Below are 26,101 nucleotides of genomic sequence, written 5' to 3' on the forward strand. Positions count from 1 at the left end.
CCCTGACAGTCAGGTGACCTTACCATCTCGGCTGATACTGTCAAGCAGCCTGACGAACTCGCCTGGAAGAAGGACCGCACGACGATGACGACCCGTTCAGGAACGCGGGAGCGGCAACACGAGCCGAAACTGCCACTCCCCACCCTGCTCACACAGGTCAGGGACATCGCGCTCGAGGGACTTCACCAGCAGCTGGCCGACGAAGGGTTCGAGGGGATCCGGTACGTCCACGGCTCGGTCTTCCGATACATCGACGCCGAAGGCTCGCGGCTGACCACGCTCGCCGAACGCTCCGGACTCACCAAGCAGTCGATCGGCGAACTTGTCGGCGAACTAGAGGAACACGGCTACCTCGAGCGGGTCGTCGACGAGGCCGACCGCCGCGCGAAGATCATCCGGCTCACCGACCAAGGCAGGATGGCCCAGGCCGCAGCCGCCCGGATCCTCGCGGACGTCGAGCAGCGATGGTCTCGGCTTCTCGGCAGGGACCAGGTCACCATGCTGCGGCGCGCTCTGGAACAGGTCATCGCCCTCGAAGCGGATAGCACTGCGACCGCGTCCCCCCCGCAGTAGGCGTGCCGGAACGGCGCCGGGGTGTACGGGCGGATCGCCGGGGCGGCGTGCCGCCACGACCCCGGCATGGACACAACCCCCAGACATAGAAGGTCGCGCTGCCGGGTGGCAGGTCATGCGGGAGGTCCACTGGCAACCGGTCCGGCCCTGGTAGAGGATGGCGTTAATGATCTCGCGCATCTCGTATTTGCCCTGATGGCCGCTGACGGAGCGGTGCGCGGCCTTCCATGCCGTGATGACCGGCTTGATCAACGCCCAACTGTTCATCGGATAAGTCGCTCGGGTAGGGCTTGCGCTCACTCACCCGGCCATCACAGCCCGGCCAGACCGCATCGACAGGGGGTAACGCTAGGAATCCATCCGATCACACTACGACATTACGGACATCAACCCACGCAACGCCCTCTCAATCGCTTGACTCCGGCTCGAAGCCCTCAGCATGATTGCCGAGGTGATCACGGGGACATCGACAACTAAAAGGCTCGTCATGGGAATTCAGGAAGGCGGGGGCAAGCCGGCCACGTTGAAACTGGTCCCATTATTCCTGCTCGTCACCACATTGTTCGCCGGGCTAGGGATATGCGCCTTCTCCCTGGGCGATGCGGGAGTGCGCCATGCCGTGGAGACCGCTCCGCCGCAGGCCGTCGGCGTCACGGTCGCCGGGGTGATCAACGCAGGAAACTTCGCCACGCATGACCGGGTCGTGCGGGAGCAGACGGCCGTGGCGTTCGGCGGCGTGCCCATCGAAGTGACCACCTTTCTCCGCTCTGACGGCTACGCGATGCCGGGCCAGGAGAAGGTACGGTTCCGGCGGCCGGAGCGGCTCAGGTTCGACAGTTTCGACGGGTTTCAACGGCATGCCAGGCTGATCTCGGGTTCGTGGCCGCGGTCGCGTACCGAGCCGGTCGAGGCAGCGATCTCAGAGGCCGCCGCCTCGTTCAGCAATCTTGAGGTCGGGAAGGTGTTCACCACGATCGGCCGCATCGACGCCAAACCGGTACAGGTCAAGATCACCGGAGTTTTCGCGCCGAACGACCCGCTCGGCCCGCGCTGGGCCGGCGACCTGATGTTCGGTCGGGGCGTCGAGCGGGACGGCTACACGACCTACGGCCCACTCATGGTGGATCAGGCCACCTTCCTCGACCGCTTCGCGACGACGGTCAACGCCACCTGGACCGTCACGCCGGACCTGCGCGGCATGTCGGTCGGGCAGATGCGCGAGGCGGTCGCCCGGCTGGGTGACCTGCGGGAGCGATTCAAGGCGAACGGGTGCCCGCAATGCACGCCTCTCAGCGCCCTGCCCGCCACGCTGGCGCGGCTGGAGGCCGCTTCGTCGGCGGCCCGCTGGACGGTCCTGGGCCTGGCGGCGGTCCTGGCTCTCACGCTGCTGCTCCTGCCTCGGCCCAAGGGGACGGGCTGGTCGCCGGGCACGGTGGCGGTGGTCGCAGGCTGTGCGATCGCGGCACCTTTCGCGGCCCGCCTACTGCTCTCCCTGGCAGACGCGGTTCCGTGGTGGCCGACCTCGGGACTGAGGCCGCCCGCCGCCTTCGACGCGGGGGCGCTCTTGGCGGCGATCTCTATGGCGCTGCTCGCGGCCGTATTGCTACTCGTCGAGGTACCGAGGCCGGGCATCCGGGTGCTCTCCGTGGCGATCGCCGCCGCAGTGGCCGTGACCGCGCTCTGCGGCGCCACTACCTGGCGTACGTCGCGGGCGGATCAGGCCGGCCATCAGGCCGGCGCCGACCTACGGCTGACCGGCCCTCCGGCAGGAGGCACGCCGGACGTCCTCGGCCGCGGCACCGCCTTCGCCGCTCTTCCGGGCGTCACCGCGGCCGTACCCGGCCACCGCGATCGGACCGAGGTCGACCTCCGCTACAGCACCCTGCTCGGCATCGACGCCACCCGCCTCCCCGAGGTGTTCCACCTGCGACCCGACCTGTCGGACCGGACGGTTACGCAGATGGCGGCCGCGATGGCCGCCGGTCGGCCGAAGATCGGTGCCATGCCGCTTCCCGGCGCCCCGCGTACGCTCACCGTCGAGGTGGAGGCCCCCGCGGACCCTCCGCAGCTGCGTGTGGTGATCTCCGACGCCCTCGGCGTCTGGCACGACATGCCGGTCGCACCGCTGCGCCCGGGCGTCACGAAGGTGGATGTGGACCTCGCCGGCCTGGCGGGCCGGGACGGGAAGATCGCCTACCCGCTTTCCATCCGCGGTTTCCTGGGGGGCTCGATCGACGACTCCCCCCATGCACTGACCGTGACCGCGCTGCGCGCCGACGGCCGAGAGGTGACCCTGCCGGTGGATCAGCGCTGGTCGGAACATGCCGAGAGTGGCGTGGGGCTGTTCTCGCTCAAGGTGAAGGCCGCTGCGACCGTCGTGCGGCCCGTACCGGTGGGCACCGCCCCTGACCGGCCGCTGCCCATCGTCCTCACGGCCGAGCTGGCCGCATCCGCGAAGCTCACCACGGGCCGGACCGGCTCCCTCGGGCTGGGCCGTCAGCGGGTCCAGGTCGAACTCGTCGGGATCATCGAGCGCATGCCCGGCATCCCCCTCGACGAGGCCGGCGCCCTCGTGGACCTGCCGTCCTTGCAGGCGTGGAACCTGGCCGCGGCACGCCCGCCGCTTCCCGCCACCGACTGGTGGCTCGCCGCCGACGGGAACCGGGTCCGCGCAGCGGTGGCCGCATCTGGCTGGGATGTCACGCTGATCGACCCGCTCGGCTTGGAGGCTCCGCCGCCTGGCCTGCTGCCCGAAGCGCTCGGCCTGGCACTGGTGACGGCCCTCGGCCTCCTGCTCGCCTCCGCCGCCACGGGCCGTCGGCGGGTCTTGTGGCGCACCGCCGGCGGCATGGTGCTGGGGCTGGGGCTCGGGCTGGGGCTCTGCTACGCCACCGTGCCTTGGGCCGTACGCGCCTGGCAGGGCGGGACCGCCACGCCGGACGTCGTGCTGGAGCTGCCATGGCCCGCGATCGTCGCGCTGCTGGTGCTTTTCGCGGCTGTCACCGCCGTCGTGCGACTGATCGGCGAACGCGACACCGTCAACTCCAGCCCAGCCACCTCAGGAACGGCTCTGGATGATCGGGGCGTTCACGAGTCTTGACCTGCGACCCGGCGTGGGCCCAGAGATCCCCGGCCGAGACGGCCGCGATCGTTTCCCGACAACGCGGCGACGCGGTTACACCCCGTCCCGACCCTGCGGTTGCCGGCTCTCCCGTACGACGCTGTGGCCCCGCGTACGATGCCGTCTCGATCGACCAGGACTTCCAGTTCACATGCTGGTGGCACGGCAGAAGAGCAACTGCGCGCCCTGCTGAGACAGCCGCCGCCTGTCCTGACAGGTCCATAGCCGCAGCGTCAGGCAGACCGCACGGATGCCGGGCAACGGCAGTACGGCCTAGGTACTGGTGGGGTCAGCGGCCGCCGGGCCGGGCGATGGTCCGGTCGATCGCCGAGGCGTAGGCGCGGTGGGTGTTGGCGTTGGCCATCCGGTGGGTCGAGAGGAAGTCATCGGCCGCCGCGGCGAGGGTGACGTCACTGCCGTGCAGCGCGGTGACCTTGCAGCGCGGTAGTGCCGATCAAACGCCTCGGGGTCGGCCGGCCTCTCGTACAGGGCAAGGAAGCGAACCGTCATCGTGTCGCTCTCCCGTACTGCGTCAGGACGGCGGCGCCGGCCTGCTCGGCCGACAGGCATTCCAGGTATGTGGGCGGGCCTCCGGCGGGAAAGAGCCGCTCGCCGGTGCCGAGGATCGTGGGGAAGCTCAGGAGCCGGTACTCATCGATCAGGTCCGCGGCCATCAGCGCGTGCACAACGCTCAGGCTGCCGGTGATGATCACATCGCGCCGCTCCCTTTTGACGGCGTCGACCAGATCGCCGTCGATGACCTGCGAGTTCATCCACGCCGATGCGTCGGTCAGCGTCCGGGAGGCGACCAGCTTGGGCACAGCGTTCATCCGCGCGGAGAACGGGTCATCACGTCCCGGCCACAGCCGTGAGAACAACTGCCAGGTCGTACGCCCCAGCAGCATGACCCCGTCGTCCAGCGTGCTCCCGAGCCGGAACTTGTCCCCAGCGACCGTCTCGGGGCCATGACGAAACGCCCAGCCGCCGGTCGGCGTGGCCGTGGACCCATCCGGGTCGGACACGATCCCGTCCAGGGTGATGAACTCAATGACGATGACGCTCACGATGGGTGTCCCTTCGGTCGATACTCACCCGTACATACCGGCGGCATCGGCCCGACTCATCGCGGCTGGCGAAACTCGTCGAAAGAAATCCGTTGGGGCAGGTCGAAGGCCTCGAACACGCGTGGATCGGCGAACACAACGTTGTGCGTGACCCGGCCGCCGGTGACCGTGAAGACCTGGAGGGTGTGCAGCCGATGGCCGCCGCCGGGCTCCGGAGCGTACGCGGCGAGCGCGGGCTGGCCGTTGGCTGTCAGGCGCCTGGTGACCCAGCCCGTCCCGTGTATCTCGAAAACGCGGCGCATGAACAGGCCGTAGTCGTGGCTGCCCCGGTACCACAGCGGCACCGGCGGCATCTCGAGGACCGCCTCGTCTGTGAGGAGACGCACGAGCGCGGGGACGTCGGCCGCCTCGAACGCCCGCACGTACCGTTGGATCACCGCCCGCACCTGGGGATCGTCCGGCTCGGTGACCTCGCCCACGTCGCCCACGTCCGCGAGGGCGGCGCGGGCCCGCTGCAGAGCGCTGTTGACGGCCGTGACCGTGGTCTCCAACTGCGCGGCGACCTCGGCGGCGCTGAACTCCAGTACCTCGCGGAGCACGAGCACGGCCCGCTGGCGCGGCGGCAGGACCTGTATCGCTGCCACCAGCGCGAGCCGCATGTCGGCCCGCACCCCTGCGTCGAACCGCGCGTCGGGAAACGGCTGGAGCCAGGGGATGTCGAACGCCGGCGTGAGCGGCGCCCCGGGATCATCGCTCGGCGTGCCCAGTCCTGACGGCAATGGCCGCCGCGCACGCCCCTCCAGCGCGGTCAGACACACGTTGGTCGCGATCCGGTACAGCCAGGTCCGTACGGACGCGCGCGTGCGGTCGTACCGGTCGCGGGCCTTCCAGGCGCGCAGCATCGTCTCCTGTACCAGGTCCTCGGCCTCGTGGAATGAGCCCAGCATCCGGTAGCAGTACGTCACCAGCTCACCCCGGTAAGGCTCCAAGTCCACGTCCCCATCATGGTGGATACGGCACCCGGACGGGTCCACGAGGCGTCACCCACCAGGCGAGGTGGCCGGGCTGTGCCTCCGCGGCGTGGCACCCCGCACCTCATCCGCCGCCGGGCGCGACATTGAGATCATTGAGGACTCGGCGGGCCGCGGAGCCTGGGTCGGCGCCGACCTCAACTGGGTGGGCTACGACCGACTGACCCCGCTGGACGCCGCCCGCCGCAGCGGTGCCGAGCAGTTGGCCGACTGGCTGGCCAGCCGGGGGGCCAAGTCGACCGGCGAGCTTGCCTAAAGCCCCTGGCCGTTCCGGGCCGACCGGCCCCGCGCCGGCTCACGGCTCACGGCTCACGGCTCACGGCTCACGGCTCCGAAGCGTTCACCGGTGAGCTTCACCACGGTGACTCACACCCGGTGGCCTGCAGGACCCGCTGAAGCCTGGCCACTGCTAGGGATCGTACGGAGGCGGAGGGGGCGCGGCGCGTTGCGGCAGTTGTACCGAGCCGCGTGAGAGTGGCAGTGGTTCGCGCACGAAGTTGTCCGTCGGGCCCTGTGGGTGCACCGGTGTCCTCGGCTGGGAGGCTGCAGGTGTATCCAGGAAGGGTGAGAGGTCGGCAGGGGCTGGCAGATTGGTACCGGGCGTGGCGGTCGGGGGCTGCGTTGGTGGCGACCCCGCTCGCTTTGATCGTGGCGATCACCATGGCGGAGGTCCTGACTCCGAGCGAGGTCCACCTGAGTCCGTTGCTGGTGGCGGCCCCCGCGATCACCGCCTCGTACGCCGGCCCCAGGCTGACCGCCGTGGTGGGCTCGATCACCGTGATCGACCAGGTGCTGATCGGCCTGCACTTCCACGCGCTGGGCACCGACGTCATCCAGGGGCAGTTGGCGGCTCTGGTGGTGGTCTCGGCGTTCCTCGTGTCGTTCTCCTTCATCCGGGACCGAAACCGGCAGCAACTGGTCCAGGTCCGTTTGGTCTCGAAGGCCACGCAACAGGCTCTGCTACCGCCTCTGCCGGCCGGCCTTGGGCCGCTGAGGCTCGCCTGCATGTACCTGGCTGCCGAACAAGAGGCCCACATCGGCGGCGACCTGTACGCCGCTGTCCATGCCCCTTCAGGGTCCCGCATCCTCATCGGCGACGTCCGTGGCAAGGGCCTGCCCGCGATCTCCGACGCCGCGCTGCTGCTGGGGGCCTTCCGTGAGGCGGCCCGCCGCCGTGCGATCCTGCTGGACGTGGTGACCCACCTGGACGAAAGCGTTCGGGCCGACCTGGAGGAACGCGACTGGGAATCGCCCGAGGCCTGGGAAAGCTTCATCACGGCGGTGGTACTGGAGATCCCTGACGACAAGCCGGTCGTCCACGTGATCAACTGCGGGCACCCGCCGCCCTTGCTGATCCGCGACCACCATGTCACCGCTCTGCAGGTCTCCCAGCCCGCGCCACCCCTGGGTCTGGGCGAGCTTTGCGAACCGGCCTACCACGTCGAGACCTTCGACTTCAGGGCCGGCGAAACCCTGCTGCTCTACACCGACGGCATCGCCAGGGCCCGCTGCCCCTCCGGCGTGTTCTACCCGCTGGCCGAGCGGGTCACCACCTGCCCCGGAGAGGACCCCGACGCGCTGGTCACCCACGTGCACGATGACCTTCTGGCCCACGTCGGCGGGCACCTGGGCGACGATGCCGCCATGGTCGCCATCCACCGCCTGCCCGATTGAGGCGTCCCCCGTTCACGCCGACCCACGAATCGCGGGTTCCCCTGGCCTCACCCATTCGGCAGCCCGCGCTGGTCCGCCAGGTGACCTCAGCGCCGGCCGTCAAAGGCCCAAGGTGTCACCTTGGATGAGCAGGCCGATCGTGATCAGGACTAGGGAAGCAGGGGGGCCCGGGCTTTCGCCCGGGCCCCCCTCTTGTTCGGGTTCGCGCAGTGGTCGTCCTGCTCGTTAGATTCGGCGACCATGGACCAAGTCATGGGCACTATCGCGGCGGCCGCCGGGATGTGGGCCGGAACCAACGTGGATGACATCATCGTGCTCACGGTGTTATTCCTGTCCTTCCGGGCCGGTGGCACTCCCAAGGCGTGGCAGATCTGGGCCGGGCAGTACGCCGGGATCGCCGTTCTGGTGGCCGTGTCGGTGATCGCGGCGCTCGGCTTGACGATCATTCCCGACGACTGGGTCGGCCTGCTCGGCCTGGTCCCATTCGCCCTCGGCGTGCGTGGCCTCATCAAGGCGATCCGCGCCCGCAACGACGGCGAGCAAGCCTCGGTGGCGGTTGCCTCCGGCCTGCTGTCGGTGGCCGGTGTGACCATCGCCAACGGCGCCGACAACATCTCGGTCTACACACCGGTGTTCCGCACCATCGGCACCGGGTCCACCGTGGTGACGATCGCGGTGTTCTTCGTCGCAGTGGCCGTGTGGTGCCTGGCCGGGTCCTTGCTCAGCTCGCACAAGAAGATCATCGACGTTGTCGAACGCTACGGGCACTGGATCGTCCCGGTGGTGTTCATGCTGATCGGCGGACTCATCGTCGCCGAATCCGGCGTCCTGGCCAGAATCTTCTAAGCCTCAGCGCAGGAGGCGAGGCGCGGGCCTGGCTCAGCCCTGCGCCTGACGACCCACTGGCCGAGCAGCCCCAGCACGACTCCGGCCGCCCAACCGGCGATCGCGTCGCTGGGCCAGTGATAGCCCAACGCCACGGTCGCCGTCGCGACCCCCACGGCCAGCGCGTGCACCGCACCGATCACGTACCGCCCGGCGGTGCCTGCCATCAAAGCGGCGATCACCAGCAGGCAGGACGCCCCCAGGGCGGCATGACCAGAAGGAAAAGACTGCCCGGCACCGGCCAGCAGATCTACGCCCGCCCCCGGGGGCGTCCTCCCGATCACCTGCTTCAGCACCCAGACCACCGCGTTGGTCACCACGAGCCATCCGCCGACGGCCGGCACCAGCACCAGATCGCGCCTTCGCCAAGCCGCCACTGCAGCCGCGATCATCACCAGGGAACCGACGAGCCAGAACTGGCCGCCCACCACGACCACCCGCCACACCGCATACGGCCAGCCCGTCACCGCCAGCCCGTGGCCACCCAGCATCAGATGCTGGTCCCACCGCCGCAACGGGCCACCCACCAGCACATCCACCGTGCTCACGACGACGACCACCAGGGCCAAGCAGCCCATCCCCGCCGGCACCCGCCACCCCGATGTGCCCACCACGCCACCCGGCAGACGCTGCCATCTTCGCCTGGATTCCATGAGATTGGATGACATCCTTGTCGTATGCGGGGGCAACGCGAACGGCGGGTTCGGGCCGAGAGGCCACGGGCTGGAACGCCACGCCCGCGGTCTCGTCCGGCACTGACGCAGCGGCCAAGGTGAACGGGCACTTCAAGTGTATGGCCCGGATCAGCGGCATCACCTGTGCCTGAGCGGCAGCCTCACCGCCTCCCTGCGCTGGCCCTCTCAATCAATCAGTTGGTCGCCTGGGAGGCCATGGGGAAGTCTGCGGCGTACCCGTGGCGATACCGCAACGATATAGCCGGGCTCGTAACCTACCACTCCGGTTCTGACCTGTAACGACGACTGATTGTGCAAATTTGAACCTGGGACTTCTTCCTTATCAGCAATACCAAACCGTTCCTCGACCTGTTCAGCCGTAGCTCTGTCGGCGTTGTGGCGCAGTTCGTTACGCAGTAGGCGGCGTCCTTCTTACCGGTCGTCGACCTGGCACGCACCCCTGACTTCCTCGGCAGCCGGCCTAGCGCCGGCGTCTTGCTCTTCTGCGCTTCTTTCGTGGTTGGGCGGTCGGTTGGCGGTTATTTTCAAGTGGGCCGCCGATCCATTCTCGTCGCCAGTTCCAACCGAACGGGCGATCCACCATCTGGGTGAGCCCTGCGACTAAGCACACAATCGCGACCAGGAGCAGGGCGCCCCATGAAAGTAGGCTCTCGCTGCCGGGCCGGGGCACGTACACCTTCTCGTCGGCACCGGCGTCGATTGCGTGGATCCGGCCAAGCAAAGGCTGATCATGTGGATCGATGCCGTCTATCCATACGTCGGAACGCTGGGTCGAACCGTCGTCGGAACGGAACTCGCCGTACCAATGGCACACCGTCAAATGGCGCCCATTGGGGCATGCCGTGTACTGCGGCTCGAAGACCCCCGGCAAGGCCTCTCCGCGGTACGCGCGAAAGTCCGGCCAGATGCCGTTCACGGCAACCGCACCGGCAACGATCGCCAAAATAATCATGAGTAGAGCAAAGCACCAAGCTTTTGGGCCTGTCGCAAGGTAATCGCGCCATCGCGGGGTCTCGGGAGGAATGATCATAGAGACTGATCAGCTTTCGTCGTGGTTCTGCTGTCTTTCGTGATCTGGCGGAACGGCGACGGAACACCCTGATTCTAGATCACACGTCGTAGATCTGATGCCCAGGAAGGGCTGACATGGGCAAAATGCTTCCTTATGCTGCTGAACTGCGCTGATGTAGTAATGGCTATTCACAGGGGACAGTTGCCCCTGACTAGATGTCGGGGGAGGCACAGAGTCAGCTGATGGTGACCTTCCACCGGCCGCGCTGCAGCTGGATCGTCCCGTCCGGGGTGATGCGGACGTTCGCGCCGTACAGCGGCAGCATGCCGTTCTGCAGCCAGTAGTCGCGGGCCTCGTCGAGCACGTCCCACAGCCTGCGGGGTCCGCCATGGTGCACGGCCGGGAGTTCCCGGCCGATCTGCTCGGCACGCGCCCATGACCCGTCTTCGTGAACCATGAGCGCGATCCGGGCGTCGCCGGTCTCGCGGTAGTTGTGCTCGATGCCGGGGGCCATGACCTCCAGCATGGAACGCAGCTCCCAGGCGTTCTCCTCGATGTCGATGACGGGGAACCGGCCGATCGAGAAGTGCTCACCGTCCGCTGTGCGCGCGGTCTCCATCAGGCCGGCCAGGCCCGGCGGGTAGTCGGCGCCGGTCCTGGTCTTCATGAACATCGCCCAGTCCCGCTCGACGACACCGACCGCGCCGCCGTCGTCGGTCTTGACGGCGGACACGATCAGCGAGGTGTTACTGATCGTCGTGGTCAGACGGCCGCCGGGGTTGAGCGCGGTCAACCACGATGCGGGGATGGGCCGTACCGACACCATCGCCACGATCCGGTCGAACGTCCACGGGATCTCCCCGGTGGCGACCATCGGCGCGATTCGCGGGCTGTGGTCGAGTTCGGCCAGTCGCCACGCGGCGACGGAGGTCACGTAGTCGTCCACGTCGATGCTGGTCACCTGCTCATCGCCGAACAGGTGGCACAGCAGAGCGGTGCCGTAGCCGGTGCCGGTGCCGGTGCCGACGTCGAGGATGGTGTGCTTGTCGCCGATCCTGGCGTGCCGGGTACATCTGCAGGACCAGGCCCGGCAGCGTGGAGGAGGAGGTGGGCCGTCCGGTCGGCTCGTCATGCGCCTCGGCTCGTCATGCGCCTTGGCTTGGTCGGCGTGGAGGGTGCCGATCTTGGTGACGAGCGTTCGGTCCCGGTAGGCGGCGTCCAGCCAGGCCGCTTCGTCGGCCGGGCCGTACTGCACCTCCCAGTGGCCGCCGCTCCACTGCCACCAGGCGGGGACGAACTGGTGGCGGGGGGCAGCCAGGCCCTCGTTGGCCACGATACCGAGGGGCCAGCAAGAGGAGCCGTGGCTTTGTTCGTGAGTTGTGAGAGCGCGTGTTGCTCGGCGGGCGTGCGATAGGTTGCCCGCCATGACCGAGCTTGGATCCGTTGCCTGGCCACCTGCCCAGATACGGACCGAGCGGCTCGTGCTCCGTGAGCCCGAGGCCCGGGACCGTGCGGCGATCATCGAGCTGTTCACCTCGCCAGAGGTGGGCACCTACATTGGTGGCCCTCGACCGCGTGATGAGTTCGAGCGTGCGGTGCCTGAGGTGCCCAAGCGGCGCCCCGGCCTTTTCGTGGTCGATCTGGACGGAGCGATGATCGGCATCATCACGCTCGACCGGCGCGACGCGGAGCGTCCGGGTCACGTCCGTCCGGATGGCGGTGAGGCCGAACTCGGCTACATGTTCCTGCCGGAGGCGTGGGGATGCGGGTACGCCACCGAGGCGTGCGCGGCGGCACTCGACTGGTTCGCCGCCACGCTTCCCAGCGAGCCGGTAGTGCTCTGCACCCAGACCGCCAACGACCGCTCGATGCGCCTCGCGGCGAAGCTGGGGTTCACCGAGGTGGAGCGGTTGGAGGAGTACGGCGCCGAGCAGTGGTTCGGCGTGTGGTCCTCGGTCACGCCGTCTGGTTGAGCTCGTGCTCGGAAGGGGTGGTGTGCCTCCTCCAGGCGGTCGGCCATCTGCCGCCACGCCGCGTACAGCCCCCGCGTCGCCGGATCGCTCATCACCAACCAGGTCCGCGCCTACGACCTGATGCGGATGTTTCGGCGAGTTCGCACGGACATCTTTCGCTTGGCGCGCATGACGTCGATGTCGACGGTGATCGGCAGATCACCTCGTTCAGCTCGGCCTGCATCTGCGCCGCCTCGGCGTCGCGAGCATCATTGGGCGGCGCTCCTGCCGCTCTGTGACCCATGCCACATGCAGTTCCTGTCAGCGATCGGGGCGCTGTTCCGCTCAAGTCACCGGGAGCAAGCGAACCGACAGGAGCATCACATGAAGCACCGCATCGTCGTCCTCGGCGCTGGCTATGCCGGGGCCTACGTGGCCGGGAACCTGGCCCGCCGACTGTCCCCGGCGGACACCGAGGTCACCGTGGTCAACGCCGTGCCGGACTTCGTCCAGCGAATGCGGCTGCACCAGTTGGCGGCCGGCCAGGACATCGAGGCTCCGAAGCTCGCCGACGTCTTCGCGGGCCCGGGGATACGGCTGCGCGTGGCCCGCGTCACCGCCGTCGACCCCGAGCGCCAGGTCGTCGCCGTGGCCGATGCCGACGGCGGCGGCGAACTCGGCTACGACACGCTTTTGTACGCGCTCGGCAGCCACGGCGCCGACCGCGCCGTCCCAGGCGCGGCCGAGCACGCCTTCGACGTCGCCGCCCGGCCCTCGGCGCTGCGCCTGCGCGAGCGCCTGGACAGCCTGGGCAGGCGGGGCGAAGGCGGGCGTGTGGTGGTCGTCGGCGACGGGTTGACCGGCATCGAGACCGCCACCGAGATCGCCGAATCCCGGCCCGGCCTGTCGGTGGCGCTGGTCGCCCGCGGCGAGCTGGGCGCTCGGCTCTCCGCCGGGGCCCGCAGCCACCTGCGCCAGGCCTGCGACCGGCTGGGCATCACCGTCCTGGAGCACACCAGCGTCGAAGCCGTCGAAGCGACGCGGGTGCTGTGCGCCGACGGCACCGCCCTGGCGTCCGACGCAACCGTGTGGACGGCCGGGTTCGCGGTCAACCCCATCGCCGCCGCCAGCGGGCTGGAGGTCACCGAGAACGGTCAGATCGTCGTCGATCGCACCATGCGGTCGGTCTCGCACCCGAACGTCTACGCCATCGGTGACAGCGCCTACGCCATCGGCGACAACGGCCGGCCGCTGCCGATGTCCTGCGCTTCGGCCGGCTACACCGGCCGGCAGGCTATCGAGGCGATCGTGGGACGCCTGACCGGCCGCAAGATCGCGAACACCAAGCTGGTCTACACGTACAACCACATCAGCCTCGGGCGGCGGGACGGGATCCTGCAGATGGTCGACGACGAAGGGCAAGCAAAGCCGAAGTACATGGGCGGCCGGAAGCCCGCGCGGATCAAGGCGGGCATCCTCAAGATGTCGCTGTGGGCCACCTCGCACCCGACCTTCGGCATGCCCAAGCGCAAGCACCCCCTGGCCGCTGCGCCGGACGCGACCGCCGAGAAGGCGGTCGCCCGCCGAGAAGGCGGTCGCGTTGCCGCCTAGGGTGGTCCACGTGGACAGCACCACCACGGATCGCTTCGACACCAGCCGGTTCGAGGCCAGCCGGAACCGGCTGGCCTCACTGGCCTACCGGCTGCTGGGCTCCGCCGCCGACGCCGAGGACGCCGTGCAGGATGCGTTCCTGCACTGGCAGGCCGCGGACCGGCAACGGATCAAGGTGCCGGAAGCATGGCTGACCAAGGTCGTCACCAACCTGTGCCTCGACCGGCTCCGCTCGGCGCGAGCCCGCCGCGAACGCACCGCCGGCGCCTGGCTGCCCGAACCGCTCCTCGACGGCGACCCGATGCTCGGCCCGGCCGACTCGTTCGAGCAGCGCGAATCGGTCTCCCTGGCCGTGCTGACGCTCATGGAGCGCCTGTCGCCCCTCGAGCGGGCCGTCTACGTCATGCGCGAAGCGTTCTCCTACAGCCACGCCGAGATCGCAGAGATCCTCGACATCACCGAGTCCGCGAGCCAGCAGCACCTCCACCGGGCCCGGCGCCGCATCACCGCCGCGCGCCGCGGCGGCGGCGAAGTCGACCCGGCAGCCGCCCGCAGGGTCGTCGAGGAATTTCTCGCCGCTGCCTCCTCGGGCCGCACCGAACGGCTGGTGGCGCTGCTCACCGACGACGCGACCGCGATCTCCGACGTCGCCGGCCTGGCCGAGAAGCTGCTGCGGTACGACACTCCGCAGCGCATCGCCGCCGTCGTACGGGCCGGCTTCAAACCCACACCCGCGAAGCGGCGACTTGCCGGCGGCACGCCCGCCATCCACTACGCGCTCGTCAATGGCGCCCCCGCCATCCTCTTCGTGATCGGCGACCAGGTCATCGGCGCCGTGACGTTCGACATCACAGGCGGCAAGATCGCAACCGTGCGCGGCATCGCCGCCCCCACCCGCCTTGTCCGCCTCACCGAAGCCTGGCGGCAGCACGGACCGGACACGCCACTCATCAGCCAGTGGTGACCCGACGCCGACTGCGGCCAGGCGCAGCGCCCGCGTTTCATAGGTGGTCACTCGTGAAACACCGCGCCGCCCGACGATCGTCCAGGTTCTTCGCGCTTCATGGGTTGTTGCAAACGGCTCGACATCTGAAACGGCCCTCGGGGAGGAATGGAACGATCGGTGGCGCCGGCGTGTGTAGTTTCCTGCACACCGTATGGCGGCCGGTGACCTGATCCTTAGCGTGGATCGAGACGAGCTATGTGCAATGTCCACGGTGCCCGCTCAGGCCGCGCGCCGATCACGGCGCGGTCGGCGGGATCGTCCGGAAAATGTCGCCCGGCCCGCGTACCGTAAGAGGCCTTCCCCCCACGCTCCCGGAGTCGCCCCATGGCCACCCACGAGCACCACACCCGCGAGCGCGGCCGCGACGTCGCCGGCGCCTCGGCCCGTGAGCAGTACCGCGCCGAGCTCGCTCTCACCCGACGCTCGCGGCTCATCTGGCGCGCGGTCAAAGCCGCGGCCCCGGCGCTCCTCGTCGGCGTCCTGCTCGACTGGCGCACGGGCCTCATCTTCGGCCTGAGCGTCGCTGCGGGAGACTGGGCCTACTGTTACCGGACGTCGAGCGCGGCGAGTTGGCGCAAAGGCGCCGGCGGTGAACGCCGTACCGGGCGGCTCCTCGCGCCGCTCGCGGCCGAGGGATACACCGTCATGCACGACCGCGCCATCCCCCGATCCCGCGCGAACATCGATCACCTCGTAATCGGGCCCTCCGGCGTCTGGGTCGTCGACAGCAAGGCATGGCATCGCCGTACGAGCATCTCCGGCCACGGCGCAAAGCTCTGGATCGGCGGCTGCCCGGCAACCTCCCTCGTGCGGGCCTGTGAGTTCGAGACCTCTGCTGTTACCGCCGCGCTGGCCCGGGTGACCGGTCGGCCCGTCCGCGTTCAGGCGCTCGTGGCCGTGCACGGCGCCCGGCTGCCACGGTGGGGCGGCCCGCTCGTCGTCGGCGGCGTGATGCTCATGCGGGCCCGCGCGGTCCGCCGCTGGATCCGCAACGCGCCGCAGGTGCTCGACGTGACCGAGGCGGCGGCGCTGGCCGAGCTCCTCGACGTCGCCTTCCCCCGCTACACCAACGCGGGCGGCTGAGCCGCTCCACGCGCCCCTGCTCAGAGGGTGACCGGCCGGCGCGGCGGGCCGCTGCGGGGCGCGGGAGGCGGGGAAAGTCCTGCGCTGGTGGCCGTCGGCCAGGGCGGCCAAGCGAGCCTCCAGCGGGGTGCGCCGGGCCGGGGCCGATGGGCGCGGGTTCCGGGCCGGGGCGGGTGCCGGCGGCCAGGGCGGCCAGGCGGTCGGCGAGTTCGCCGGTCACGGCCCGGCGCGGGGTCGCCCGGCCAGAGAGTGGCGGGGCTGTACTACCGGACATACTGCGCTCAGGAACCGGCTTACCAGGCGGGAAGTTGCTCTGGCGCCGGTGCCCGGTCCAGGCCGGGGAGGTCGAAGAGTTCCATTTGATCGATCGCCGGTTCGAGCTTGTTGAGCTTCGGGCATCGCCTGCAGGTGACCTCGCCGCGGTCGGGGTGAGCGGCGCCCGGATCCCAGCCGCTAACTCCGACCATGCACGCCGGGCCCGGCATAAGTTCTCCACCTAGCCATCGCGTCATCGCGACCTGGTGGACGATGCCCGAGGAGCGGACCCGCAGGTGCGTGCCGTCGTAGGCCGCCCGCGCGGAGGCGGCGATGACGGCCAGGGCCTCATGCACGCCCGTCACCGGAGGCCCGCCTGAGGTCCGTCGCCGGGGTGGCCATGCCGTGCTGGCCCGGGCATCAGCTGCCACCGGCCAGGAGGGCGGCCATCCGGTAGGCGGCGTGGGAGTCAAGTTTGCGGCGTCCGCGGTTGTAGCGCTGGGTGGTGACCGGGGAGGCATGGCCCAGCAGTTCCTGGACGTCGGCGAGCGGCACCCCGGCATCCAGGGCAACGGTGGCGGCGGTGGCCCGGGCGGTGTGCGGGGTGAGCCTTGCGGGGTCGACGCCGGCGGCGGTGGCGGCCCTGCGCAGCGCGGTGGTGGTACGCCACCGGTCGAACGGGCGGCCGTCGTCGCGGACCAGCAGCGGCTCGCCGGGGGAGCGGTCGGCCAGCAGCGACTGCAGCAGAGCGCGCACCCGGGGCGGGACGGGCATCCGGTCGGTCTTGCCGCCCTTGCGGCGAAACACGATGACGGTGTGCCCCGCATCGACGGCCACCGAGCCGACGGTGAGCGCGACCAGCTCGCCGACGCGCACCGCGCACACGCTCAGCAGCGCCACCGCGGCGGCGTCGGCCGGATAGCGCGCGGCGATGGCCTCGGCGCCGTCGATCAGGGCGGTGGCTTCCTCCACGGTGCGGGCCGGGGTGGTGCCGATGGCGGAGACTTCGGGGCGCTCCACGACGTCGGCCGGGTTGGCGGTGATGATCCGGCGGCGCACCGCGTAGCCGTACAGGCTGGACAGGGTGGACAGTCGCCGGGCCACGGTGGCCGGGGCGAGCGGAACCCCGGGGCGGGCAAGGCCGGCGCGCGCGGTCCCGGTGGCCAGGCCGTCGCTGTAGTGCACCAGGTGGTCCTCGCTCACCGCCAGCAACCCGGCACCGGGGGCCTCAGCGGCCAGCCACCGCAGGAAGGCGGCGGTGTCGGCCAGCCGGGCGCGGCGGGTGGTGGCCGACTTGCCCGCCTTCAGCCAGGCGGCGACGGTGCGCCATTCGGCCTCGGGCAGCGCGTCGGCGGTGTCGACGTCGGCGCCGGGCACCTCGCCGCCGTCGCCGCGGGCCCGGCGGGGGCGGGCGGCGTGGGAAGGCATCCGGCGGAGGCGCGGCCGGAATAAGCACGGCTTCTTCTATGAGGCCCTTTGACCTGGCCTGATTCGCGGGCACGAAGTCAAAGAGGGTTTGTGGCCAAAACCGCACAACGGCGGTCTCCTCCGTTCGACATCAGGCACGTCAACCCCACATGCTCGGTGCATCCGGGCTGACACATAGTCCCGAGGCAGGAGTTAGGAGGGCTGCGTGAGCGGTCGGATGAACCTCCGGGCGGCGGAGTATGAGCCGGTCCTGCGCGCCATGGTCACACCCTTGCGTGAACGACTGAAAGCGTCCGGGATGAGCCATGCCCGGTTGGGGATTCTGATCCGGTACGAACGGTCGAGGGTGTCCCGGGCGCTCTCCGGCCGTGAGGTCCCCCCACGTCACCGCATCGAGCAGATAGCCCAGGTACTGGGAGCCGATGTCGACCTGGCGATGCGTCGGTGGAAGGCCGCGGATGCGCTCAGGCGGAAGGGCCGGGTCAGCAAGGCCGGGGGAGGACCTCCGAACGGGATAGCGAGCTACACCGACTTCCTCAGCGCGCTCCGTGACCTGCTCAGCCAGCACGGGATCTCTCAGCGGAAGCTCGCCCACGACTCCAACGGACGACTGCGGCGATCGACGGTCGGCGCCGTCTTACGGGGGGAACGGAGCGCACGACCGGAGATGGTGGCCGCCATCGTGCAGGCCTGCGGTGAGGGTGAGGCGGCCATGGCCGCCTGGGACGCCCTCTGGTGGCGCTACGGGCGGCCGCATCAGGAAGAGCAGCATCGACGTCGGCGAGAGGGCTACGACATGAGGACCTACGCCGGATGGCTGGATGCCCTGTGAAGCACGCCCTCACCGACGCAGTGCCGGCCCGCCTGAAGGAAGGGAGGTGGATGAAGACATTGAACCGGGGTTATCGGAAGCGGCGTCGTAAGCACGGCGACGACCGCACGAACCTGATCATCATCGGAGTGCACTGCGTTGGGCAGGCGATCTCGCTCCTAATTCAGATGATCAAGGAGAACGGCCCCCTTTAGGGGGCCGTTGCGGGGACTCAGCCGAACGCTCTTGCCACGGAGATCGGCTGGGTCTCTCTCCCAGACAATCACCTTACCTAGCGCTAAGGCGCACGACTTCTCATCCTGGGCCAGCGGCCTGGCGGCGGGGCGGCTCGAATTGCGATGACTCCGGATCGCACCCGCGCACCCACCGGTTGAACACCTTCGCCTCGCCGTCGCGGCGGTCCAGCGATTCGCCGGCGACGTACAGCGTGTGGACCTCGCGCTGGCTGCGCTCGTCGTAGCGGACCTCCCGCGCGGCCTCGTACACGCCGTAGCCGCTGATGTCATAGCCGGACATCCGCCCGGCGCGGCCGAACACCAGCGCAGGCTCGATGTGCTCGAAGAACACCCACATCTGCGGGAGCTGGCCGTCCATGCCGACCACGTAGCCGTGCACGACGATGTGGTCTTCGGTGTGCCGCCCGGCACCCCGACGACGACGCCCTCAAGCTCCTCGCCAGTTGGGCCGCCACCCACACCCCAGCCGACGCCCTTCTACCACCCGACCGCACTTGACGGCCCGGCATTCCTATAGCCACGGCGGGCCGCAAGTAGGCAGTGATCCCGCGTTCTACCTGGGGTTTTCTTGGGCTCCGTAGATGGTGCGGTGGATGGTGGAGCGGCCGACGCTGTACTCGGTGGCCAGGTCGGCGAGAGAGACCTCGCCGTCGGCGTAGCGGCGGCGGATCGAGCGCCGCGCCGGTTCGGGGAGTTTGGGCTGCTTGCCCTTGAGCTTGCCGTTCTTCTTCGCCAGGGCCATGCCCTCGCGGGTGCGCTGGTGCCCGATGTTGGCTTCGAATTCCGCGACCATGGCGAGGGTCTGAAGGATGGTCGAGGCGGACAAACGGGCAGGGGGCCGGGCGGCCTACAGTTGGTCGGATGACTGAGCTGGATGAGATCGGGGCGTGGCTGCGCGATCGGCTGCCGGAGTTGTCGGCGGAGAACGGTGTGCCGGGGGTGGCCGTCGCCATCAGCGCAGGTGGGGAGACGGTCGAGGCCGCGGCCGGGGTGCTGAGCACCGCCACGGGGGTGGAGGCGACGGTCGACTCGGTGTTCCAGATCGGGTCGGTCACCAAGGTGCTCACCGCGACCCTGGTCATGCAGCTGGTCGGCGAGGGGCAGGTGGACCTCGACGCGCAGGTGCGGACGTACCTTCCGGGGTTCAGGGAGGCGACCGTTCGCCAGCTGCTGTGCCACACCTCCGGGTTCGAGGGGGATGTCTTCACCGACACCGGCAAAGGCGACGACTGCCTGGAGAAGTACGTGGACCTCCTGGCGGACGTGCCGCAGGTCTTCGAGCCCGGCGAGATGTTCTCCTACAACAACGCGGGCTACTGCGTGCTGGGACGGATCGTCGAGGTCGTGCGGGGCAAGCCGTTCGACGCGTGCATGCGCGATCACCTGTTCACCCCGTTGGGCATGACCCAGGCGGCGAACGACCCGTACGAGGCGATCATCCATCGCGCGGCGGTCGGCCACCTCGGCCGGACTCCGAGCCGGCTCTGGGCGATGGCGCGCTCGAACGCCCCCGCCGGGTCGATGCTCGCCATGACCCCCCGGGATCTGCTGGCCTTCGCCCGGATGCACCTCGCCGACGGCACGTTCAAGAACATGCGGCAGCCGCAGGTCGTCCTGCCGGACATCGGCTGGGGAACGGCCTGGGGCCTGGGCTGGGCGCTGTACGACCTGCCGGGTGGCCTGGTCTTCGGCCACGATGGCAACACCATCGGCCAGTCGGCGGTCCTGCGCGTCGACCCCGGCCGCGATCTGGCCGTGGCGATCTTCACCAACGGCGGGAACCGGAAGCCGCTGATGAAGGAGATCATCGACCGGGTGCTCGAGTCGCCCGAGGAGCCGGTCCCGGATCCGGCGGCGCGCCTGAACGCCCGGCGCTGCGCCGGCACCTATCTGTCGAGCACGAACGAGACCACGGTGAGCGAGGACGGCCAGGGCCGGTTGTGGCTCGACTACGTTCCCCTCGGGATCACGGCGGAGCTCGGCGACGAGCCGTACCAGACGGAGCTGGTCGCCTGGCGCGGTGATGCGCTGCTGCCCGTCGAGCCCGGTCACGGCCCCGTGGCGTTCCTGGGCGACGACGGTACGGGCCGTGCCCGCTACCTGCACACGGGCCGGGTCGACGTTCGTTCTGCCGGACGAATCCCAGCCTGAACATTCGCCGGTCCAGACGAACAGCGTAGGAGGCGGGACCCTCACTATCGTCGAATGGATCTGCGGAAGAATCTAGCGATCCGGGACTTGTCGGCTCGGTACTCCTATAGCTACGGCGAGGGGCAGAGTAGGCAGTGATCCCGCGTTCTACCTGGGGTTTTCTTGGGCTCCGTGGATGATGCGGTGGATGTTGGCTTCGAATTCCGCGAGCATGGCGAGGGTCTGGAGGAACAGCCGGCCGAACGGGTCGCTCCAGTCGTAGACGGATGCGCCGAGGCCGAAGTGGACGCCGCGGCTGGACAGGTCGGTGAGCAGGTCGTTGGCTTCGGCCATGTTGCGGGCGAACCGGTCGAACTTGGTGACGGTGAACATCGACCCGTCCCACACGGCCGCCAGGGTCTGGTCGAGGCCGGCGCGGTTGCGGCGGGTGGTTCCGGAGAAGCCGCGGTCGATGTAGATCCGGTCTTGCGGCACGCCGAGCGCCAGGAGCCCCACTCGGCGTCCTCGTACGGGTGGTAGCCGTAGGCGTCCCGGATCTCCCACGCGTGGTCGTACAGCGTCTGCCGCCGGGTCGGTGTACCGCTTCACCACGAGCGCGCCCACCTCCTGGACCTGGCCCGCACCGCCAGCACCACCCGCCGGCCCGTCCGCCGCCGCGCCTCGCAGCCAATCCGGCCCGGCCGGATGCGAGGACGCTGACTCCGTGTGATGCCGCGTCTCCCGGCGGGGCCACATCCGGCCCGTCAGTTCTCAGTGGCGAGCGCCTTCGGGGCTGCGTCGTAGGCCGGCCATGGCCAGGACCGCGCCCACGATGCACAGTACGCCGGTGAGGAGCACGGCTGAGTGGACACCGTTCATGAACGCGCTGCCGCTGCCCTCGACGACGGCGGCCTTCAACTGCGCGGCCATGCCGTCCGAGACCGGCGAAATGCCCATCGCCACCGCGTCCGCGGCCTTCTCGAAGCCGCCTGCCGCGGAGGCTGGAACCCCGGCGCGGGTCAGTTCACCCGTGAGTGTCGAGCCGACCCGGCTGCTGATCAGGGAGACCAGCACGGACGTGCCGAGCGCCCCGCCGATCTGCAGCGACGTGGCCTGAAGACCGCTCGCCACGCCCCCGTCCCTGACCGGCGCGTTGCCGACGATCGCGTCGGAGGAGGCGGACATCACCATCCCGACGCCAAGACCGAGCGCGATGAACGGTGGCCACATGGCGGCGTACGGGGAATGCGCGTCCCATGTCAGCATCCAGAAGGACGCGACGGCCTGGAGCACCATGCCGGTCGGCATGGACAGGCGAGCGCCGAACCGCTCGGTCAGCGCCGCACCGAGTGGCGACGCGACCACGGTGGCCAGGCTCAGCGGCAGGGTGCGCACGCCCACCTCGACTGGCGTGAAGCCGCGTACGTTCTGCAGATACATCATCAGGAAGAAGATCACACCGAGCAGCACGAAGAAATTGATCGCGGTGACGATCGTGCCGATGGTGAGTGCCGGGCTGCGGAACAGCCGCATTGGCAGCAGCGGATGCCTGACGCGGGTCTCGTACCATCCGAAGACCACCAGGATGACGACGCCCGCGACGAGTACGCCGAGCGTTCTCCCGGAAGTCCAGCCCCACGTCTCACCCTTGATCACGCCGAAGACCAGTGCTACCAGGCCGAGCGCGAGAAGGATCACGCCGGGGATGTCGAAGCGGTGGTGGCCCGTGGAATTCTTGCTCTGCGGCAGCACGAGCGCGCTGATGACGAGGGCGATGATGCCGATAGGGGCGTTGATGGAGAAGACGGATTCCCAGTTGACGTGTTCGACCAGCAGTCCGCCGACGATCGGGCCGAGCGCGGTGGAGCAGGACGCCACCATGGCCCACAGGCCGACCGCCATGCCGAACTTCTTCGGCGGGAAGACCGCGCGCAGCAAGCCGAGCGTGTTCGGGATCAGCAGCGCGGCGAAGAAGCCCTGCGCCGCGCGGAAGGCGATGACGCCCTCGATCGACCCGGCCAGGCCGATCGCGACCGAGGCAAGGGTGAACCCGGCGGTACCGAGCATGTAGTACATACGCCGCCCGAAGCGGTCGCCGAGCTTGCCGCCCAGGATCAAGGCGGCGGCCATCGCGATGAGATAGGAGTTGGTGACCCACTGCAGGTCGGCGGTGGACGCGTTCAGGTCACGGCCGATCTCCGGGTTCGCGATCGACACCACGGACCCGTCGAGATTGACCATGAAGAGACCGATCGCGACGGCGATCAGCGTCAGCCATGGGTTGGAGCGCCTACCCTGCGGGGTGTCCGGCGGAGAGTGTTCGGGCAGGGCGGCGTGTTCCACCGGGGTGGAGGGCATGGAAGTGCCTTGTCTGTGAGATGACTTCAGGTCTTCGTAGAGACGGACCGGTGACTGCGTCGCAGCAGCGGGCGCGCGGCATCGTTCAGCAACGTCGGAAACCGCCATCGGCCGACGGCTCGGTCTGCGTACGCAGCACGCGGACCTGGCTCCTGTACGGAGACAGGGCGTGGAATCAGTCGGCGGTGGGGTGGAGATGCCGGGTCAGGGACGTCAGCGCACCCGTGGCCGCGCCGAGGGCGCCCAGCTCCCCGTCGGTGAGAGCGCAGAGAGCGCGCGCGACGTGGGCTTCCTTGAGCTGCTGGGCCTCGGCGAGTCGCTGCCGGGCCGTGGCCGTCGGGTGCAGATGGGCGACCCGCTTGTCGACGGTGTCCTGCCTGCGTTCCAGCAGCCCCAGCTCGGTGAGCTGGGAGACCAGGGCACTGGCGTTGTTCGGCTTCATCAGAAGCGCGTCAGCAGCCTCGCGGACCGTGATCCCCTCGCGCTCCTCGACGAGCCACAGCAGCGCGAGCTGGCCCTCCGGGAGCCTGGGGTGAGAAAACTCCCGGGCAACCTGCCGCTCAAGAGCCCTGTTCAGTGCGGGCAGGATCGCCACGAGCACGGAGGCTACGCGGTCGGTGTCCTGGAAGGACGCACTAGAGGCGGGCATGCCCACACAATAGATACCTTCAGATACCTATGTCAACATACCTGGTTTCGCGGGTGCCGGCCTCCGGGGGGCGGGGGTTCGGGTACCACCGTCGCCCCCGGTCTGGCCGACCACTCGAACGCATCTCCTCGCCGATCCACGGCTCCACCGCGCGGGCGCTCGTCGCGGTCGTCAACGACGGCAGCCGCGAGGCGATCACCGGGTGGCTGCGCAACACCGCTGGCCGCTGGGACTCGATCCGCCCCTACCTCAACGCCGCCTTCGACGCGGCCGCGGTCGACCCGGAGCTGCGCGGCCGGACCCCGGGCCGCTGGAGTAGCGACCGCGAGCAGGTGGTCGACGTGCCGGCCGAGAGCTGGGCGGGCCTGCTGAGCACGGACACGCCGGAGGACTGACCCCGGCCCCGGGGCCCGGCGGGATCAGGACGCCGCCGCCAAGTCGGCCTCCAGGGCGCGCGCCGCCGCGTTGAGGGCGGCGACCAGCAACGGAAGCCGGCGCGGATCATGCCGCACACCCGGCATGGACACCGACAGGCCCGCCTGCGCGGTGCCGTCCCGGCCGTACACGGGGACACCCACGGCGACGAGCCCGCGCTCGGAGCGCCCCTGGTTCACGGCGAACCCGCTGCGGCCGATCCGCGCCAGTTGGGCGCGCAGCCGGGCGAGGTCGGGGCGGTCCGCCGGGCGGTCTCGGTAGCGCTCGGCGGCGTACACCTCGTCCAGCTCGGATTCGCCGAGCTGGGCGAGGAGCAGCAGGCCGGCGGTGGTGCGGTGGGCGGGGAAGACCATGCCCTCCCGGGAGCCGATGCGCAGCGCCCGGGTGGACTCGACGCTGGCGATGAACCGGGCGGTGTCGCCCGTGCGGATGGTCAGGTTGGCGGTCTCGTTGAGGAGGTCGACCAGCCTGCCCAGGTGGGGAAGCGCGGCGGCCCGCAGCTGGGACACCTCGGACTGGGAATGCGCGGCGAGTTCCAGGACGGGGCCCGCGTGGTAGACCCGACGCTCGTCCTGCACGGCGAAGTCGCGGTAGACGAGCATGGCCAGCAGCCGGTGCGCGGTCGACCGGGCGACGCCCAGCCGTTCGGCGATCTCCGAGACGGTGAGCCCGCCTTCCAGCTGCAGCATGGCGGCCGCCCGGAGGGCGTGGTCGACGCTGGCGATCGCGTACGGCGGCGGCGTCTTGAGCGGCTTGTCCATGGCGGACCTCCTGATTCTGCTGTCCAGAATCTACATGTCTTCCTGGCGGACGGGACGCACACTGAGCGCTGTGACTGAGATCCCCATCGCCCCAGACATCGCCTCGGACTCCCCCATCCGGCTGCAGGCCGTTTCGGCGGAGGGCCAACCGGAGGTCACCCCGGCGCTCGAAGAGCTGTACCGGGAGTTCGAGAAGGAACTGCTCATCCCGCTGTGGACCGAGATCGGCGACCTGATGCCCGCCCGGCCGCACTCCCAAGCTGTGCCGCACCTGTGGCGCTGGGAGCAGCTCCGGGCGCTCGCCGCGCAGGCCGGCGATCTGGTCCCGGTGGGCCGCGGCGGTGAGCGCCGCGCCATCGCGCTGGCCAACCCGGCGCTGAGCGGCCGGCCGTTCGCCACGCCGACGCTGTGGGCCGCCATTCAGTACCTGATGCCGGGGGAGGACGCCCCGGAGCACCGGCACACCCAGCACGCCTTCCGGTTCGTCGTCGAGGGTGAGGGCGTGTGGACGGTCGTCGGCGGCGACCCGGTGGCGATGCGGCGCGGCGACTTCCTGCCACAGGCGGGCTGGAACTGGCACGCCCACCACAACGCCACCGCCGAGCCGATGGCGTGGATCGACGGCCTGGACATCCCATTCCAGTACGTCACCGAGACGCAGTTCTTCGAGTTCGGCCGGGACACGATCAGCGACGCCGAGCGGATCACCCCGGAGCGGTCGCGCGCCGAGCGCCTCTGGGGTCACCCGGGCCTGCGGCCGGTCTCGGCCGGGGCGCTGCCCCCCGGCTCGCCGCTGCTGGCGTACCGCTGGGAGCACACCGACCGCGCCCTCGCCGACCAACTCACCGTTGAGGCGGAGGGGTTCGGCGGCACAGTCGAGCCCGGCCACGCCGCCGTCCGGTTCACCGACCCGGCGACCGGCGCCGACGTGCTGCCCACCATCCGCGCCGAGATGCACCGCATCGTGCGCGGCGCGGAGAGCGCGCCGGTCCGCGAGACGGGGTCGTCGGTCTACCAGGTCTTCGACGGCTCCGGCACGGTCACGGTCGGCGACACGTCCTGGTCCGTGACGCGCGGCGACCTGTTCGTGGTGCCGTCCTGGCAGCCGTTCTCCGTCCGCTCCGAGGCCGGTGCCACCGACTCGGACTCCGGCGCCCTCGATCTGTTCCGCTTCAGCGACTCCCCGGTCTTCGAAGCCCTCAAGCTCAACCGCACCCATGTAGAGGGAACCACCCGATGAAGCTCGCCACCATCCGGACCAACGGCACGACCAGGGCCGTCAAGGTCGACGGCGACGTTCTGGTCGACCT

The 26,101-nt window shown here is 69.7% G+C and carries 26 protein-coding genes and 1 pseudogene; 13 read left to right on the top strand and 14 right to left on the bottom strand.

Annotated features, from left to right (window positions below):
• Positions 1-84: 84 nt before the first annotated feature.
• A complete protein-coding gene (locus tag OG589_RS13445) occupies positions 85-573 on the top strand; it encodes a MarR family winged helix-turn-helix transcriptional regulator (RefSeq protein WP_405149082.1) in 489 nt (162 codons plus the stop codon).
• Positions 574-708: 135 nt separating this feature from the next.
• Here the strand turns inward: OG589_RS13445 and OG589_RS13450 are convergent.
• Positions 709-840 (bottom strand): annotated as a pseudogene (locus OG589_RS13450) (transposase); the annotation flags it as partial.
• Between the two features lie 172 nt (positions 841-1,012).
• Here OG589_RS13450 and OG589_RS13455 point away from each other — a divergent pair.
• Entirely contained in the window at positions 1,013-3,673 is a 2,661-nt protein-coding gene (locus OG589_RS13455; RefSeq protein ID WP_405149084.1) for a hypothetical protein, read from the top strand.
• 527 nt (positions 3,674-4,200) lie between these two features.
• Here the strand turns inward: OG589_RS13455 and OG589_RS13460 are convergent.
• Both OG589_RS13460 and OG589_RS13465 read right to left on the bottom strand, forming a co-directional pair.
• Positions 4,201-4,758: a dihydrofolate reductase family protein gene (locus OG589_RS13460; RefSeq protein WP_405149086.1), complete on the bottom strand. Its 558-nt coding sequence runs from the start codon at positions 4,756-4,758 to the stop codon at positions 4,201-4,203.
• A 56-nt stretch (positions 4,759-4,814) separates the two neighbouring features.
• Complete coding sequence (locus tag OG589_RS13465; protein ID WP_405149087.1) at positions 4,815-5,753, bottom strand: sigma-70 family RNA polymerase sigma factor; 939 nt, start codon at positions 5,751-5,753, stop codon at positions 4,815-4,817.
• 660 nt (positions 5,754-6,413) lie between these two features.
• Between OG589_RS13465 and OG589_RS13470 the strand changes: the two genes are divergently transcribed.
• Both OG589_RS13470 and OG589_RS13475 read left to right on the top strand, forming a co-directional pair.
• The gene (locus tag OG589_RS13470) at positions 6,414-7,463 is read left to right on the top strand and encodes a PP2C family protein-serine/threonine phosphatase (protein WP_405149089.1); all 1,050 of its coding nucleotides are present in this window, start codon (positions 6,414-6,416) and stop codon (positions 7,461-7,463) included.
• Positions 7,464-7,655: 192 nt separating this feature from the next.
• Positions 7,656-8,309 carry a cadmium resistance transporter gene (locus tag OG589_RS13475; protein ID WP_405149090.1) on the top strand — a complete coding sequence of 218 codons (654 nt, stop codon included), beginning with the start codon at positions 7,656-7,658 and terminating at the stop codon, positions 8,307-8,309.
• On the opposite strand, the gene OG589_RS13480 is transcribed toward OG589_RS13475, so the two are convergent.
• From OG589_RS13480 to OG589_RS13490, 3 genes are all read right to left on the bottom strand, one after another.
• Positions 8,306-8,908: a phosphatase PAP2 family protein gene (locus tag OG589_RS13480; protein ID WP_405152040.1), complete on the bottom strand. Its 603-nt coding sequence runs from the start codon at positions 8,906-8,908 to the stop codon at positions 8,306-8,308. The genes OG589_RS13475 and OG589_RS13480 overlap by 4 nt on opposite strands.
• Positions 8,909-9,503: 595 nt before the next feature.
• Positions 9,504-9,995 (bottom strand): hypothetical protein, encoded by a 492-nt coding sequence (locus tag OG589_RS13485; protein ID WP_405149092.1) that lies wholly within the window; start codon positions 9,993-9,995, stop codon positions 9,504-9,506.
• A 295-nt stretch (positions 9,996-10,290) separates the two neighbouring features.
• On the bottom strand, positions 10,291-11,388 hold the full coding sequence (locus tag OG589_RS13490; RefSeq protein WP_405149093.1) for a protein-L-isoaspartate(D-aspartate) O-methyltransferase: 1,098 nt from the start codon (positions 11,386-11,388) through the stop codon (positions 10,291-10,293).
• A gap of 91 nt (positions 11,389-11,479) precedes the next feature.
• On the opposite strand from OG589_RS13490, the gene OG589_RS13495 reads away from it, so the two are divergent.
• From OG589_RS13495 to OG589_RS13510, 4 genes are all read left to right on the top strand, one after another.
• Positions 11,480-12,028, top strand: coding sequence for a GNAT family N-acetyltransferase (locus tag OG589_RS13495; RefSeq protein WP_405149094.1), 549 nt, complete (start codon positions 11,480-11,482; stop codon positions 12,026-12,028).
• A gap of 363 nt (positions 12,029-12,391) precedes the next feature.
• Positions 12,392-13,618: an NAD(P)/FAD-dependent oxidoreductase gene (locus OG589_RS13500; protein WP_405149095.1), complete on the top strand. Its 1,227-nt coding sequence runs from the start codon at positions 12,392-12,394 to the stop codon at positions 13,616-13,618.
• 10 nt (positions 13,619-13,628) lie between these two features.
• Positions 13,629-14,582 (top strand): sigma-70 family RNA polymerase sigma factor, encoded by a 954-nt coding sequence (locus tag OG589_RS13505; protein ID WP_405149097.1) that lies wholly within the window; start codon positions 13,629-13,631, stop codon positions 14,580-14,582.
• 366 nt (positions 14,583-14,948) lie between these two features.
• Positions 14,949-15,707, top strand: coding sequence for a nuclease-related domain-containing protein (locus OG589_RS13510; RefSeq protein ID WP_405149098.1), 759 nt, complete (start codon positions 14,949-14,951; stop codon positions 15,705-15,707).
• Positions 15,708-16,000: 293 nt separating this feature from the next.
• On the opposite strand, the gene OG589_RS13515 is transcribed toward OG589_RS13510, so the two are convergent.
• Positions 16,001-16,327, bottom strand: coding sequence for a hypothetical protein (locus OG589_RS13515; protein WP_405149099.1), 327 nt, complete (start codon positions 16,325-16,327; stop codon positions 16,001-16,003).
• A gap of 55 nt (positions 16,328-16,382) precedes the next feature.
• A complete protein-coding gene (locus tag OG589_RS13520; protein ID WP_405149100.1) occupies positions 16,383-17,390 on the bottom strand; it encodes a tyrosine-type recombinase/integrase in 1,008 nt (335 codons plus the stop codon).
• Positions 17,391-17,595: 205 nt separating this feature from the next.
• Here OG589_RS13520 and OG589_RS13525 point away from each other — a divergent pair, with 205 nt between their 5' ends.
• The gene (locus tag OG589_RS13525; protein ID WP_405149101.1) at positions 17,596-18,222 is read left to right on the top strand and encodes a helix-turn-helix domain-containing protein; all 627 of its coding nucleotides are present in this window, start codon (positions 17,596-17,598) and stop codon (positions 18,220-18,222) included.
• Positions 18,219-18,416 (top strand): hypothetical protein, encoded by a 198-nt coding sequence (locus tag OG589_RS13530; RefSeq protein ID WP_405149103.1) that lies wholly within the window; start codon positions 18,219-18,221, stop codon positions 18,414-18,416. The genes OG589_RS13525 and OG589_RS13530 overlap by 4 nt, the downstream gene beginning before the upstream one ends.
• Positions 18,417-18,516: 100 nt before the next feature.
• Here OG589_RS13530 and OG589_RS13535 read toward each other — a convergent pair whose 3' ends face one another.
• Positions 18,517-18,837 (bottom strand): hypothetical protein, encoded by a 321-nt coding sequence (locus OG589_RS13535; protein WP_405149104.1) that lies wholly within the window; start codon positions 18,835-18,837, stop codon positions 18,517-18,519.
• A 174-nt stretch (positions 18,838-19,011) separates the two neighbouring features.
• Positions 19,012-19,284 carry a hypothetical protein gene (locus tag OG589_RS13540; protein ID WP_405149106.1) on the bottom strand — a complete coding sequence of 91 codons (273 nt, stop codon included), beginning with the start codon at positions 19,282-19,284 and terminating at the stop codon, positions 19,012-19,014.
• A gap of 35 nt (positions 19,285-19,319) precedes the next feature.
• Between OG589_RS13540 and OG589_RS13545 the strand changes: the two genes are divergently transcribed.
• On the top strand, positions 19,320-20,609 hold the full coding sequence (locus OG589_RS13545; protein WP_405149108.1) for a serine hydrolase domain-containing protein: 1,290 nt from the start codon (positions 19,320-19,322) through the stop codon (positions 20,607-20,609).
• Positions 20,610-20,756: 147 nt separating this feature from the next.
• Here OG589_RS13545 and OG589_RS13550 read toward each other — a convergent pair whose 3' ends face one another.
• The 3 genes from OG589_RS13550 to OG589_RS13560 all read right to left on the bottom strand — a co-directional run bounded on the left by OG589_RS13550 (position 20,757) and on the right by OG589_RS13560 (position 23,595).
• Positions 20,757-21,104: a recombinase family protein gene (locus OG589_RS13550; RefSeq protein WP_405149109.1), complete on the bottom strand. Its 348-nt coding sequence runs from the start codon at positions 21,102-21,104 to the stop codon at positions 20,757-20,759.
• Positions 21,105-21,359: 255 nt separating this feature from the next.
• A complete protein-coding gene (locus OG589_RS13555; protein WP_405149110.1) occupies positions 21,360-22,946 on the bottom strand; it encodes an MFS transporter in 1,587 nt (528 codons plus the stop codon).
• A gap of 175 nt (positions 22,947-23,121) precedes the next feature.
• Entirely contained in the window at positions 23,122-23,595 is a 474-nt protein-coding gene (locus tag OG589_RS13560; protein WP_405149111.1) for a MarR family winged helix-turn-helix transcriptional regulator, read from the bottom strand.
• A 29-nt stretch (positions 23,596-23,624) separates the two neighbouring features.
• Here OG589_RS13560 and OG589_RS13565 point away from each other — a divergent pair, with 29 nt between their 5' ends.
• Positions 23,625-23,990, top strand: coding sequence for a hypothetical protein (locus OG589_RS13565; RefSeq protein WP_405149112.1), 366 nt, complete (start codon positions 23,625-23,627; stop codon positions 23,988-23,990).
• Between the two features lie 24 nt (positions 23,991-24,014).
• Here OG589_RS13565 and OG589_RS13570 read toward each other — a convergent pair whose 3' ends face one another.
• Complete coding sequence (locus tag OG589_RS13570; protein ID WP_405149114.1) at positions 24,015-24,791, bottom strand: IclR family transcriptional regulator; 777 nt, start codon at positions 24,789-24,791, stop codon at positions 24,015-24,017.
• 79 nt (positions 24,792-24,870) lie between these two features.
• On the opposite strand from OG589_RS13570, the gene OG589_RS13575 reads away from it, so the two are divergent.
• Positions 24,871-26,031 (top strand): cupin domain-containing protein, encoded by a 1,161-nt coding sequence (locus OG589_RS13575; protein WP_405152041.1) that lies wholly within the window; start codon positions 24,871-24,873, stop codon positions 26,029-26,031.
• Positions 26,032-26,101: the final 70 nt, after the last annotated feature.

The organism is Sphaerisporangium sp. NBC_01403 (assembly GCF_045040145.1).
GTDB classification, from domain to species: domain Bacteria; phylum Actinomycetota; class Actinomycetes; order Streptosporangiales; family Streptosporangiaceae; genus Sphaerisporangium; species Sphaerisporangium viridialbum.